Origin of the sequence: Pseudoalteromonas sp. XMcav1-K (assembly GCF_044005875.1) — a bacterium.
Taxonomy (GTDB): Bacteria; Pseudomonadota; Gammaproteobacteria; order Enterobacterales; family Alteromonadaceae; genus Pseudoalteromonas; species Pseudoalteromonas spongiae.
Genome location: NZ_JBIPJE010000043.1, coordinates 347,054 through 360,490, shown reverse-complemented (window position 1 = coordinate 360,490; position 13,437 = coordinate 347,054). Strand labels below are relative to the sequence as shown.

The following is a 13,437-nucleotide window of genomic DNA, read 5'->3' as shown; positions in this document are numbered from 1 at the left end:
GTTATATAAAGTGAATTATTAATACGCTTCGTTATGAACACCCGCTGCACGACCTGATGGATCGGCGTTGTTCTTAAAGCTTTCATCCCATTCAAGAGCGGCTTCAGTAGAGCAGGCTACCGACTTACCATGTGGTACAGTTTTCGCTGCAGCATCACCTGGGAAGTGCTCTTCAAAAATTGAACGATAGTAATAGGCTTCTTTTGTTTGTGGTGTGTTAATCGGATACTTAAACGCAGCAGCTTCCATCATTTGGTCACTTACGATTGATTCAACATGCTCTTTTAAAGTATCAATCCAACTATAACCAACGCCATCTGAGAACTGCTCTTTTTGACGCCATAATACTTCATCTGGTAAATAGCCATCGAACGCTTCACGAATAATGTGTTTCTCGATTTTACCGTCTTTACACATTTTACCTTCAGGGTTGATACGCATTGCGGTATCAACAAATTCTTTATCTAAGAATGGTACACGCGCTTCAACACCCCAAGCTGCCATCGATTTGTTTGCTCGTAAACAATCGAATTGGTGTAACTTACTTACTTTACGGTTTAATTCATCATGGAACTCTTTAGCATTTGGCGCTTTGTGGAAATATAAATAACCGCCAAATAACTCATCAGCACCTTCACCTGATAACACCATTTTAATGCCCATGGCTTTAATATAACGTGCCATTAAATACATCGGTGTAGACGCACGAATGGTTGTTACATCATATGTTTCTATGTGGTAGATAACCTCTTTAAGCGCATCGATACCTTGTTGAATTGTAAAGGTAATAGGGTGGTGTACTGTGCCGATGCTGTCTGCTACTTTTTGTGCAGCAGCTAGATCTGGCGAACCTTCTAAGCCAATAGAAAAAGAGTGTAACTGAGGCCACCAGGCACTCGATTCATCGTTATCCTCAACACGTTTAGCGGCAAACATTTGCGTGATTGCTGAGATTACCGATGAGTCTAAGCCGCCCGATAATAATACGCCGTAAGGCACATCACACATCAATTGACGTTTAACTGCCGCTTCTAAGCCTTCTTTTACATCGCTTACTTTTGCTTCGTTATCTTTTACCGCATCATAACTTTGCCAGTCACGTGCGTAATAAGGGCGAATTTCACCATCTTGACTCCATAAGTAATGACCTGGAGGAAACTCCTCAATGGTTTTACAAATAGGTGCAAGGGCTTTCATCTCAGATGCAACATAAAAGTTACCATGCTCATCATGACCGGTATAAAGTGGAATAATACCAATGTGATCACGGCCAATTAAGTATGCGTCTTTTTCTTCATCGTATAAACAAAATGCAAAAATGCCGTTTAGGTCATCTAAGAATTCAGGCCCTTTTTGTTTATAAAGAGCCAGTAAGACTTCACAATCTGATTCGGTCTGAAATTCAAAGTCTACGCTTAGATCTTGTTTTAATTGTTTGTGGTTATAAATTTCACCGTTTACTGCCAGTACGTGTGTCTGCTCTGGGTTATAAAGTGGTTGCGCGCCACTTGAAACACCAACGATGGCTAAACGCTCGTGTACCAAAATTGCTTTTTCTGATGAATATACGCCCGACCAATCTGGGCCACGGTGACGAAGTAACTTCGACATTTCGATTGCTTGTGAACGCAACTGCGCTGCATCTGATTTAATGTCTAGTACGCCAAAAATTGAACACATACTTCTTTCCTCATTCCTGTCAATTTTTCTTATCTTGGATAAGTTTGTTAATTAATTTGTACCAAACCAAAAATCAAATGTCACATCAAAATGAACAAAAAATAATGATTTATCAATTTGATTGTGAATTCGTTAAAAATATAAGCTCTCAATGATTGGATTATTAATAATTAACGATGATTTACAATGAATATTATCAAATCGATAATTTAGTGTGTTTTTCGCACAAAAAAGTATTTTTGAGCTAGTTTATGCAGTTAATCAAAAAACTAGATTTTGGCTTTAACAAAGACATTTATTAGCCTTTTAATGCGACGTGATAAATTTATTAAGTCGTTTTGTCGATAGGGTTAAAGAAAAAACCCCTCAATTGAGGGGTTTTTGTTGGGTTTCTCAGTGTTCATTACACCGGGAATGAGGAACTGTTACTGTGTAAGCGGTTTATACTTTCATTTCAGGAATATCACCTTCAACAATTAACTTACCAGCCGTTTTACTGATAATTTCATCAACACTTACACCAGGTGCGCGCTCTAACAAATAAAATGCACCGTCTTTTACTTCTAACACGGCTAAATCGGTTACGATTTTCTTAACGCAGTTAACGCCTGTCAGTGGTAACGTGCATGATTCAAGTAACTTTGATTCACCGTGTTTATTGGCGTGGGTCATGGTAACGACAATATTTTTTGCACCTGCCACTAAATCCATTGCGCCACCCATGCCTTTAACAAGCTTTTTAGGGATCATCCAAGAAGCAATATTTCCTTGTTGATCAACCTCAAAGGCACCAAGTACTGTTAAATCTACATGACCACCACGGATCATTGCAAAGCTTTCGGCACTATTAAATATTGCCGCACCTATGGCTGCTGTAACGGTTTCTTTACCCGCGTTGATCATATCCGCGTCAACTTGGTCACGTGTAGGGTATGGACCCATACCTAACAAACCATTTTCAGACTGCAGCATGACTTCCATACCATCGGGTACATAGTTTGCCACTAAGGTAGGAATACCAATGCCTAAATTAACGTAATAACCGTCTTGTAGTTCTTGTGCAACACGCATTGCAACTTGTTCTCTTGATAACGCCATGTTGCCTCCTAGTCTTTTGTAGTTACACGTTCGATGCGTTTTTCAAAGTTACCTTTAATCACGCGGTTAACATAAATGCCTGGGGTGTGAATTTCGCTTGGTGATAGTTCACCAGGCTCAACAATCTCTTCCACTTCAGCTACGGTAATTTTACCTGCTGTTGCGGCCATAGGGTTAAAATTCATTGCTGTGTGGCGAAACACCAAGTTACCGTAGCGATCTGCTTTCCACGCTTTTACAATGGCAAATTCACCGGTAATTGACTCTTCAAGAATATACGGGCGACCGTCAAACTCTTTTACTTCTTTGCCCTCAGCCACCGGTGTACCGTAACCCGTTGCGGTATAAAACGCAGGGATACCGGCTCCGCCAGCACGCATTTTCTCGGCAAGCGTACCTTGTGGTGTTAGCTCAACTTCAATTTCACCGTTAAGTAACTGCTGTTCAAAAATCGCGTTTTCACCAACGTATGATGCGATGATTTTTTTAATTTGCTTATCGTGTAATAAAATACCTAAGCCAAAATCATCCACACCACAGTTATTTGAAACCACGGTAAGATCAGTGGTTTTTCTACGTTTAATTTCTGCGATTAAGCCCTCTGGAATACCACATAAGCCAAATCCGCCTGCGATAACAGTATCGCCGTCTTTAATGCCTTCAAGTGCGTCTTGATAATTGTCGACGACCTTATTAAAACCTGCCATAAAATTCTCCTGAACGAGTAGGGCGAGAAATCGGTTAAGTTAGTTTGGCTTGTAATGCCAGTGAAACTTTACTTGTTGGTTGTTTATTTAATGCTTCACTAATTTGCCAACCTGCTTGGGCTAGCATTTCTAAATCAATTCCATGCTCAATGCCAAGTCCATTAAGCATATAAATTAAATCCTCAGTGGCAAGATTTCCTGACGCACCAGCAGCATAAGGGCAGCCACCAAGGCCTGCAACCGCTGAATCGACGGTTTTAATGCCCATATTAAGCGCGGTATACACGTTAGCAAGTGCTTGGCCGTAGGTATCGTGAAAGTGTACAGCTAACTTGTCAGCGGATACTTGCTCAAGCAGGGCGTTTAATAATTGTTCGGTAGATTGAGGTGTGCCAACACCTATGGTGTCACCCAGCGATACTTCGTAACTGCCCATAGCTAAAAGCTTTTTGGTTACTTTTACAACAGTATCAAGGCTAACAGCACCATCGTAGGGGCAACCCATAACACACGACACATAACCACGTACCGGAATATTATGTTGCTTAGCAAAATCCATTACAGGTTGAAAACGTGCTATGGATTCATCAATCGAGCAATTAATGTTTTTTTGGGTAAAGGCTTCGCTTGCCGCAGTGAATATGGCAAATTCATTTGCGCCTGCATTAAATGCAAGCTCAGCGCCTTTTAAATTAGGTGTAAGTGCGCTGAATGTAGTGAGTGCACTTTTATCAATTTGGCGTAATACATCGCTAGAATCAGCCATTTGTGGCACCCATTTGGGTGACACAAAAGCTCCGGCTTCGAGATGCTTAACACCCGCTTTTGCTAAAGCGTTAATCAGCGAAACTTTATCTTGTGTTGAAACTGAACCTTCATTTTGCAAGCCATCACGAGCGCCTACTTCAACTACTTTTACAAACTTTGGTTGCATTACGCTTCCTCAACTTTAGCAAGTAGGTCACCGTGCGATACAAGATTGCCCTCAGCAAAATAAAATTGGCTTAACTGGCCATCAAATGGTGCCGTTAAGGTGTATTCCATTTTCATCGCTTCAATAATAATAACTGCATCACCTTGTTTAAGGTTATCGCCTACGCTTGCCACTTGCTTGACTACTGTGCCATTAAGTGGTGCTTGTAAACTATTACCATCATTTTGTTTTTCAGCCACATAGTGCTTACTTTTCAATGCAAATTGGTGAGTGTTACCACTGTGCATAATCGCAATAGACTGCTCATCTAATACAAACTTCGCCGTGTGTTTCTCACCGTTGATAAATGCGGTGAGGTTGTTACCGTTAAAATCGGCATTTACTGCAAAGTGTTCAGTATCGTAAACCAAGGTCATAGCATCGTTATTACGCTGGCACTCAAGGTTAAAATCAACAAATGGCAAGGTATAATGATTACTGGCATTTAAGCTAAATGCGGTAAGCGTATTCCAAGGTGATGTACTTGTTTGACACGTATTTGCATTAATATAAACAAGCGCCGCCATTATTAATTGCAGAGTCTGTTCTTGTTCATCTTTTTGCGTTAGCTCACTAATGTGATCATCTATAAAATGGGTGCTAGTTGGGCTTTCAATAAAACTTGGGTGATTTGCTAAGGTATGCAAAAAGCTTACGTTAGTCGCAACACCTGAAATGGCTGTTTTCTCAAGGGCAAGTGATAGCTGGCGCAACGCAACTGTGCGATTGGCACCATGCACAATCAGTTTTGCAATCATCGGATCGTAAAATGCCGAGATTTCAGAACCTTCAATTACACCCGTATCGATTCTTACTGCTGAAAGATCACTTGCATGCTCATTTGGCATATCAAATAGGCTTAATACACCTGAAGATGGCATAAAGTCATCACTTGGCTCTTCTGCGTAGATACGCGCTTCGAAAGCATGGCCAGAAATCACTACTTGGTCTTGCTCTAGCGGTAGCGGCTCGTTACTAGCCACGGCTAATTGCCATTCTACTAAATCTTGACCCACCACACATTCAGTAACAGGGTGCTCTACTTGCAAGCGTGTATTCATCTCCATAAAGAAGAATTCATCGCCACACAATAAGAATTCAACGGTACCTGCGCCTTTATAGTTAATTTTTTTGGCGCAGCGTACCGCCGCTTCTCCCATTTCTTTTCGAAGCTCAGCGCTTAAACCAGGCGCTGGGGCTTCTTCAATCACTTTTTGGTGACGACGCTGCAGTGTACAGTCGCGATCGCCTAAATAAATACAGTTACCGAAGTTATCTGCAAACACTTGCACTTCTACGTGACGCGGTGCTTCAACATAGCGTTCAATCAGCACTTTATCGTTGCCAAAGCCAGCAAGTGCCTCTCGTTTTGCACCTTCTAACTCTTTGTTAAATGATGCGCTATCGCGTACCACACGCATGCCTTTACCGCCACCGCCATAGGTCGCTTTAATTAAAACTGGAAAGCCCACTTTTTCCGCTTCTGTAAGTAAAAATGCTGGGTCTTGGTTTTCACCATAGTAACCGGGTACAAGCGGCACATTGGCTTCAAACATCAGCTCTTTTGAGCGTGATTTTGACCCCATAGCGTTAATCGCTTCACTGCTTGGACCAATGAAAATAATGTTATTTTGCTCGCACTTATCAGCAAAATGTGTGTTTTCTGATAAAAAACCATAGCCCGGGTGAATTGCATTTACACCTGCTTTAAGCGCAACATTAATAATTTTATCGCCATCTAAATAAGATTCACGGCTTGGTGCTGCGCCAATATGGTAGGCCTCGTCCGCTGATTTTACATGCTCGGCATGAATATCAGCGTCGGAATAAACCGCAACTGTTTTAATGCCTAGACGACGTGCTGTTTTGATAATACGACACGCAATTTCACCGCGGTTTGCTATTAAAAGTTTATTAATCATGGTGATGCTCTCTATTGCCAGCTAGGTTTGCGTTTATCAAAAAAGGCTTGCAGACCTTCTTGTCCTTCATCCGATACACGAATTTGGGCAATACGTTCTGCAGTCAGTTGTCGTAAATCGTTATCAATCGATTTGTTTGCTACATCACAAATAAGCTGTTTTGCTTGCTTTGTAGCCTCAGGTCCGTTTTGTAAAATTGCATGAAGTAGGGTGTCGAGTGTATCTTCTGGTGAATCTGATACTTCATGAACTAAACCAAGGGCAAGAGCTTTATCGGCAAAAAACACTTCAGCCGTTTGGAAATAACGACGCGCTTGTCGCTCACCAATTGCATTAATTACATATGGGCTTATAACTGCGGGAATAAGACCAAGTTTTACTTCGCTTAGGCAAAATTTCGCTTTTTCATTAGCTACCGCAATATCACAACAGGCAATTAAACCTAGGGCACCACCAAAAGCCGCGCCTTGTACTAAACATAAGGTAGGCACTTTGGTTTCAAACAGTACCTGCATTAAACGGGCAAGCTCCATTGAATCCGCTACGTTATCTTCAAACGTATTAGACACCATGGATTTCATCCAGTTTAAATCAGCACCAGCACTAAAATGCTTACCTTCGCCTTTTAAAACTAACGCGCGAATATCTAAAGTGTTGGCATATTCAATTTGTTGAATAAGTTGTGCGATGGTGTGTGCGTCAAATGCGTTATGTACTTCGCTGCGTTCAATTGTAAGCGTCGCAACTTTCTGCTTTGTTATTGTTAAGGTTACAGACATCACTTACTCCTACATTCTAAATACGCCAAACTTCGATTCTTGCTCTGGCGCATTTTTAGCTGCACTTAAAGCAAGTCCGAGTACGTTTCGTGTTTCAGCAGGGTCGATGATGCCGTCATCCCATAATCGTGCACTGGCATAATACGGATGACCTTGTTCTTCATACTGCGCAATAATAGGCTTTTTGAATGCCGCAACTTCATCATCGCTCATTGCAAGGCCTTTACGTTTTAAACCATCTTGTTTTACTTGGGTTAATACGCCAGCGGCTTGTTCACCACCCATTACTGAAATACGAGCATTAGGCCACATCCACATCATGGTTGGCTCAAATGCACGGCCACACATGCCATAGTTACCAGCACCGTACGAACCACCAATTAAAATAGTGAACTTCGGCACATCAGCGCAGCTTACAGCTGTTACCATTTTCGCACCGTGTTTTGCGATGCCTTCAGCTTCGTATTTTTTACCCACCATAAAGCCGGTAATATTTTGTAAAAACACTAATGGAATATTGCGCTGAGCACAAAGTTGAATAAAGTGCGCGCCTTTTTGCGCTGATTCTGAGAAAAGAATTCCGTTGTTGGCAACAATACCTACGGGCATACCAAAGATCTCAGCAAAGCCGGTGACTAAGGTTTCGCCAAAGTACTGTTTAAATTCATCAAACGATGAATCATCGACAACACGGGCAATCACTTCACGAACATCAAATGGTTTTTTAAGGTCGGTACCTACTATGCCGTAAATTTCTTTCGCATCATAACGAGGAGCTTTGAAACTTGTTAAAATTGGGGCAGTAGGGCGTGTATGATTTAAACGCGATACACATTGGCGTGCAATTGAAAGGGCATGCTCATCATTTTCAGCGTAGTGATCGGCAACACCAGATGTTTTACAGTGCACATTTGCGCCGCCAAGTTCTTCGGCTGATACTTCTTCACCTGTTGCTGCTTTTACAAGAGGCGGACCTGCTAAAAAGATGGTGCCTTGCTCTTTAACGATAATACTTTCATCTGCCATTGCTGGTACATAAGCGCCACCTGCGGTACATAAGCCCATTACCACAGCAATTTGCGGAATACCTTTTGCTGACATACGGCTTTGGTTATAGAAAATACGGCCAAAATGCAGTTTATCTGGGAATACCTCATCTTGCTCAGGCAGGTTAGCACCACCTGAATCAACTAGATAAATGCACGGTAAATGACAACGCTCTGCAATTTCTTGTGCACGCAGGTGTTTTTTTACCGTAATAGGGAAGTAGGTACCGCCTTTAACTGTTGCGTCGTTTGCGATGATCATACATTCAACGCCTTTAACGCGGCCAATGCCTGCGACTACGCCAGCACATGGGATTTGCTCTGGATACACGCCAAAAGCTGCAAATTGCGATACTTCTAAAAACGGTGAACCTTCGTCTAATAAACAATTAATGCGGTCACGGACAAATAATTTACCGCGACTGCGATGACGTTCAACAAGGCTTTCGCCACCACCTTGGGTGATTTCTTGCGTTTTAGCTTTTAAGTCATCAACCAGTAGCTGCATTGATTCAGCTTTTGCTAAAAAGTCAGAATCAAGCGGGTTAATATTTGAAGTTAATATGGTCATGGTACATCCTATTTACTTTCGTTAAATAGTTCACGACCAATCAGCATACGGCGAATTTCAGATGTACCCGCACCAATTTCATAGAGCTTTGCGTCACGCAGTAATCGGCCTGTGGCATATTCATTGATGTAACCGTTACCACCTAGAATTTGAATTGCATCAAGTGCCATTTTGGTAGCCAGCTCTGCGGCATATAAAATTGCGCCAGCAGCATCTTTACGGGTTGTTTCACCACGGTCACAGGCTTTTGCAACGGTATAAACGTAAGAACGTGCGGCATTCATTTGCGTATACATATCAGCAATCTTGCCTTGAATTAGCTGGAAGTTACCAATTTCAGTATTAAACTGCTTACGCTCGTGAATATAAGGTACAACAATGTCCATACACGCTTGCATAATGCCAAGTGGACCACCTGCAAGCACAACACGCTCGTAATCAAGGCCGCTCATGAGCACTTTTACACCTTGGTTTAACTCGCCAAGAATGTTTTCTTCTGGTACTTCACAATCTTCAAACACAAGCTCACAAGTGTTTGAGCCACGCATACCTAATTTATCGAGTTTTTGTGCTTGACTAAAACCTGGATACGATTTTTCAACGATGAAAGCTGTAATGCCTTTCGGGCCCGCTTCTAAATCCGTTTTTGCGTAAATAACAAAGGTATCTGCATCTGGACCATTGGTGATCCACATTTTATTACCGTTGAGAATGTATTTATCGCCACGCTTTTCGGCTTTTAAACGCATAGAAACAACGTCTGAGCCAGAGTTTGGTTCACTCATGGCAAGCGCACCAATGTGTTCACCTGAAATAAGTTTTGGCAAATATTTTTCTTTTTGCACTTGGTTACCGTTACGGGCAATTTGGTTTACACATAAATTTGAATGTGCACCGTAGCTTAAACCGATTGACGCACTGGCACGGCTGATTTCTTCCATTGCAATTACATGTTCAAGGTAACCTAGGTTAGAACCGCCAAATTCTTCATCAACGGTTAAGCCCAATAAACCCATTTCACCAAACTTTGGCCAAAGCTGATTTGGGAACATATTGTCGATATCAGTTTTTTCAGCGAGTGGGGCAATTTCATTAGTTGCAAAACTATTTACGTGGTCACGGATCATGTCGGCTGTTTCACCAAGACCAAAATTTAATTCTTTATAAAGAGAAACGGTGCTCATTGTGTGTATCCTATTGATGTATTGTTGTCATAAGGTGTGATTATTATTTTAAGCGTCGTCTAGGTTTTTAAGTGTGTCACGACAGCGTCGTTCAGCGGTAACCAGTTCCATTAAAACAACTTTAATGTCATCCATTTGCTGTTCTAGATGTGCTTTTTTATCAGAGATTAGCTCAAGCATAATTTTAAGTTGAGTTGCACTTGATTTGTCGGCATCATACAGCTCGAACAAACGGCCTGTTTCAGCTAGCGTAAATCCTAGGCGTTTACCTCGTAAGATCAGTTTTAAACGCACTTTATCGCGTTTACTATAGATACGTGTTTGCCCTTGACGGCGGGGCGTAACCAAACCTTGGTCTTCATAAAAACGAATGCTTCTAGTTGTTATGTCAAATTCTTTCGCAAGTTCGCTAATACTAAAGGTCTGTTCTGTATTTTCTGTACTCATCTAAACTACACCTCATTAATTTGGTAATTAACTATAAGTGAAGTTTACGTAAAGGTAAAGCTGCATACTTGGGAGAGAGTATTTATCTACCCCAATTAGTCGTAGGTATATGCAATAAATGTTGGTTCGCCAACGAGCTTTACCAAGCTTACCGCCTTAATTTCAATACATAGTTGCCATTCATTGTCATTATTTCTTAACACTATAAAAGGTATGACATCTAGATTTACGTTTGCGTAAACGTAATTTTTATGTATGCTGAAAACATATAAATTTTGGAGATAACAAATGTCTGTTGAAAATTCTCAAATCGATCCGGTTGTAATTGTGAGTGCAAAACGCACTGCAATGGGCGGTTTTATGGGTGCTTTATCATCGGTAAATGCAACTGATTTAGGTGCTACAGCAATTAAAAGTAGTATTGAAAGCTGTGATTTAAACGCTGATATGATTGACGAAGTCATTATGGGCTGCGTATTACCTGCAGGTCTTGGCCAAGCACCTGCACGTCAAGCAATGATAAAGGCAGGGCTTAATTTAGCAACAGGCGCAACAACTATTAATAAAGTATGTGGTTCAGGCTTAAAAGCAGCGATGTTAGCCCATGACTTAATTAAAGCAGACAGCATTAACGTTGCGGTTGCTGGCGGTATGGAAAGCATGAGTAACGCACCTTACTTCTTACCAAAAGCACGTGGCGGTTTCCGTATGGGTCATGGTGAAATTAAAGATCATATGATGGCCGATGGCTTAGAAGATGCTTACGACAACAAAGCAATGGGTTGTTTTGCTCAAGAAACGGCTGATAAGTACGGTTTAACCCGTGACGATATGGATGCGTTTGCCATTTCATCTCTTTCTAAAGCCAACGCTGCAATTGAAAGTGGTGCATTTGAAGGTGAAATTGCGCCACATACCTATTCAAGCCGTAAAGGTGATGTGACAGTAGCAATTGATGAGCAGCCAGGTAATGCGCGTCCTGAGAAAATTCCAAGCCTACGCGCTGCATTTGCAAAAGACGGCACCATTACAGCAGCAAACTCATCGTCAATTTCTGACGGTGCAGCTTCACTTGTTTTAATGAAAGCGTCAAAAGCAGCAGAACTTGGTTTAACACCACTGTGTGAAATTAAAGCCCATGCAACAAATTCTCATATTCCAGCTGAATTTACGACAGCGCCAATTGGTGCGATGGAAAAGGTGTTAGACAAAGCAGGCTGGTCAAAAGAAGACGTTGATCTTTGGGAAATTAATGAAGCATTTGCCATGGTAACTATGCTTGCTATTAACGAAATGCAACTTGATAACAATAAAGTAAACGTGAATGGCGGTGCGTGTGCACTTGGGCATCCAATTGGTGCCAGTGGCGCGCGTATTTTAGTAACGCTTATTCATGCGCTGAAAAACCGTGGCCTAAATAAAGGCGTAGCATCACTATGTATTGGTGGTGGCGAAGCGGTCGCAATGGCAATCGAAGTAAAATAATTAAAAATTAAAGGCGCGTTGATGCGCCTTTTTTTATTTGGGGAGAAGAATAATGGTAAAGGTTCCTTTATATATTAATGGCGAAATGCGCCAATCGGGATCAAATGAATGGTTAGATGTTGTAAACCCAGCTAACCAAGAAGTGCTGGCACAAGTGCCATTAGCAACAGACAGCGAAATTGATGAAGCAATTGCCTCTGCTAAAGAAACGTTTAAAACGTGGAAAGATGTTCCTGTAACAGAACGTGCACGCATTATGATGCGCTACGCAGCACTTTTAAAAGAACACCATGACGAGCTAGCAACCATTATTTGTCACGAATTAGGCAAAACCTTTGAAGATGCTAAAGGCGATGTGTGGCGTGGTATTGAAGTTGTTGAACAAGCAGCTAACGCGCCTGCATTAATGATGGGTGAAACCGTTGAAAACGTAGCGCGTAATATCGATACCTATTCGTATATGCAGCCACTTGGTGTGTGTGCTGGTATTACACCATTTAACTTTCCTGCGATGATCCCACTTTGGATGTTCCCAATGGCGATTGTTTGCGGTAATACCTTTATTTTAAAACCGTCTGAGCAAGATCCGCTTACACCAATGCGTTTAGTTGAACTGTTTGAAGAAGCTGGCGCACCTAAAGGTGTATTACAGGTTATTCATGGTACAAAACACCAAGTAGACCGTATTTTAGATGAGCCAAGTGTACGTGCAATTTCATTTGTTGGTTCATGTGGTGTTGGTGAGTACATTTATTCACGTGGTACAGCGAATCTTAAACGTGTTCAAGCCTGTGTTGGTGCTAAAAACCACATGGTAATTATGCCTGATGCGAAAAAAGAGCGCGCTATTTCAAACCTTGTTGGTGCATCTGTTGGTGCGGCTGGTCAGCGCTGTATGGGTATTTCAGTTGCTGTATTTGTTGGTCAATCAAAAGAGTGGATTAACGAATTAAAAGAAGAATTTACCAAAGTACGTCCTGGCGTTTGGAATGACCCAGAAGCAGCCTATGGCCCACAAACATCGCCACAAGCAAAAGCACGTATTTTATCAATTATTGAAAGTGGTAAAGCGCAAGGTGCAACGTGTTTAATTGATGGCTCTGACTTTGTTGTTGAAGGTTATGACAAAGGTAACTGGGTAGGCCCAACGTTATTTACTGATGTAACGCGCGAAATGGACTTATATAAAGAAGAAATTTTCGGTCCTGTGCTTGCGTGTATTTGCGTTGATACGCTTGATGAAGCAATCCAAATCATCAACGAAAGCCCATACGGTAATGGTACGTCTTTATTTACAGCTTGCGGTGCGGCAGCACGTAAATTCCAGCATGAAATTGAAGTAGGCCAAGTAGGTATTAATGTGCCAATTCCGGTACCACTTCCTTTCTTCTCATTTACTGGTTGGAAAGGCTCATTCTACGGCGACCAACATACCTATGGTAAACAAGGTGTTCGCTTTTACACTGAGACTAAAACAATTACTGCACGCTGGTTTGAAGATGATATCGCAACCGGTCCAAATATGAGTATCAACCTACGATAAGG

At 41.7% G+C, this 13,437-nt stretch carries 11 protein-coding genes; 2 read left to right on the top strand and 9 right to left on the bottom strand.

The features are described 5' to 3' along the window. Positions 1-18: 18 nt before the first annotated feature. From asnB to ACHSBP_RS11905, 9 genes are all read right to left on the bottom strand, one after another. A complete protein-coding gene (asnB, locus tag ACHSBP_RS11945; RefSeq protein ID WP_010560122.1) occupies positions 19-1,680 on the bottom strand; it encodes an asparagine synthase B in 1,662 nt (553 codons plus the stop codon). A gap of 441 nt (positions 1,681-2,121) precedes the next feature. Next, complete coding sequence (locus ACHSBP_RS11940) at positions 2,122-2,778, bottom strand: CoA transferase subunit B (protein WP_395388950.1); 657 nt, start codon at positions 2,776-2,778, stop codon at positions 2,122-2,124. 8 nt (positions 2,779-2,786) lie between these two features. Continuing rightward, a complete protein-coding gene (locus tag ACHSBP_RS11935; protein WP_010560120.1) occupies positions 2,787-3,485 on the bottom strand; it encodes a CoA transferase subunit A in 699 nt (232 codons plus the stop codon). Positions 3,486-3,519: 34 nt separating this feature from the next. Continuing rightward, a complete protein-coding gene (locus ACHSBP_RS11930) occupies positions 3,520-4,419 on the bottom strand; it encodes a hydroxymethylglutaryl-CoA lyase (protein WP_010560119.1) in 900 nt (299 codons plus the stop codon). After that, positions 4,419-6,380 carry an acetyl/propionyl/methylcrotonyl-CoA carboxylase subunit alpha gene (locus ACHSBP_RS11925; RefSeq protein WP_010560118.1) on the bottom strand — a complete coding sequence of 654 codons (1,962 nt, stop codon included), beginning with the start codon at positions 6,378-6,380 and terminating at the stop codon, positions 4,419-4,421. Before ACHSBP_RS11925 ends, ACHSBP_RS11930 begins: the two co-directional genes overlap by 1 nt. 11 nt (positions 6,381-6,391) lie before the next feature. After that, positions 6,392-7,159: an enoyl-CoA hydratase/isomerase family protein gene (locus tag ACHSBP_RS11920; RefSeq protein WP_010560117.1), complete on the bottom strand. Its 768-nt coding sequence runs from the start codon at positions 7,157-7,159 to the stop codon at positions 6,392-6,394. Positions 7,160-7,168: 9 nt separating this feature from the next. Further along, positions 7,169-8,776: a carboxyl transferase domain-containing protein gene (locus tag ACHSBP_RS11915; protein WP_010560116.1), complete on the bottom strand. Its 1,608-nt coding sequence runs from the start codon at positions 8,774-8,776 to the stop codon at positions 7,169-7,171. A gap of 8 nt (positions 8,777-8,784) precedes the next feature. Beyond that, on the bottom strand, positions 8,785-9,960 hold the full coding sequence (locus tag ACHSBP_RS11910) for an isovaleryl-CoA dehydrogenase (RefSeq protein WP_395388949.1): 1,176 nt from the start codon (positions 9,958-9,960) through the stop codon (positions 8,785-8,787). A 48-nt stretch (positions 9,961-10,008) separates the two neighbouring features. Next, a complete protein-coding gene (locus ACHSBP_RS11905) occupies positions 10,009-10,407 on the bottom strand; it encodes a MerR family DNA-binding transcriptional regulator (protein WP_010560114.1) in 399 nt (132 codons plus the stop codon). Between the two features lie 288 nt (positions 10,408-10,695). Between ACHSBP_RS11905 and ACHSBP_RS11900 the strand changes: the two genes are divergently transcribed. Then, positions 10,696-11,892, top strand: a complete 1,197-nt coding sequence (locus ACHSBP_RS11900; RefSeq protein WP_395388948.1) for an acetyl-CoA C-acyltransferase — start codon at positions 10,696-10,698, stop codon at positions 11,890-11,892. Positions 11,893-11,944: 52 nt separating this feature from the next. Beyond that, on the top strand, positions 11,945-13,435 hold the full coding sequence (locus ACHSBP_RS11895) for a CoA-acylating methylmalonate-semialdehyde dehydrogenase (RefSeq protein ID WP_395388947.1): 1,491 nt from the start codon (positions 11,945-11,947) through the stop codon (positions 13,433-13,435). Positions 13,436-13,437 lie beyond the last annotated feature (2 nt).

Excerpts from the sequence above, each read along its gene's own strand:
- ACHSBP_RS11930 (WP_010560119.1), bottom strand. The coding sequence starts at position 4,419 with ATGCAACCAAAGTTTGTAAAAGTAGTTGAAGTAGGCGCTCGTGATGGC.
- asnB (WP_010560122.1), bottom strand. The coding sequence starts at position 1,680 with ATGTGTTCAATTTTTGGCGTACTAGACATTAAATCAGATGCAGCGCAG.
- ACHSBP_RS11925 (WP_010560118.1), bottom strand. The coding sequence starts at position 6,380 with ATGATTAATAAACTTTTAATAGCAAACCGCGGTGAAATTGCGTGTCGT.
- ACHSBP_RS11900 (WP_395388948.1), top strand. The coding sequence starts at position 10,696 with ATGTCTGTTGAAAATTCTCAAATCGATCCGGTTGTAATTGTGAGTGCA.
- ACHSBP_RS11935 (WP_010560120.1), bottom strand. The coding sequence starts at position 3,485 with ATGGCAGGTTTTAATAAGGTCGTCGACAATTATCAAGACGCACTTGAA.
- ACHSBP_RS11895 (WP_395388947.1), top strand. The coding sequence starts at position 11,945 with ATGGTAAAGGTTCCTTTATATATTAATGGCGAAATGCGCCAATCGGGA.
- ACHSBP_RS11910 (WP_395388949.1), bottom strand. The coding sequence starts at position 9,960 with ATGAGCACCGTTTCTCTTTATAAAGAATTAAATTTTGGTCTTGGTGAA.
- ACHSBP_RS11905 (WP_010560114.1), bottom strand. The coding sequence starts at position 10,407 with ATGAGTACAGAAAATACAGAACAGACCTTTAGTATTAGCGAACTTGCG.
- ACHSBP_RS11915 (WP_010560116.1), bottom strand. The coding sequence starts at position 8,776 with ATGACCATATTAACTTCAAATATTAACCCGCTTGATTCTGACTTTTTA.
- ACHSBP_RS11940 (WP_395388950.1), bottom strand. The coding sequence starts at position 2,778 with ATGGCGTTATCAAGAGAACAAGTTGCAATGCGTGTTGCACAAGAACTA.
- ACHSBP_RS11920 (WP_010560117.1), bottom strand. The coding sequence starts at position 7,159 with ATGTCTGTAACCTTAACAATAACAAAGCAGAAAGTTGCGACGCTTACA.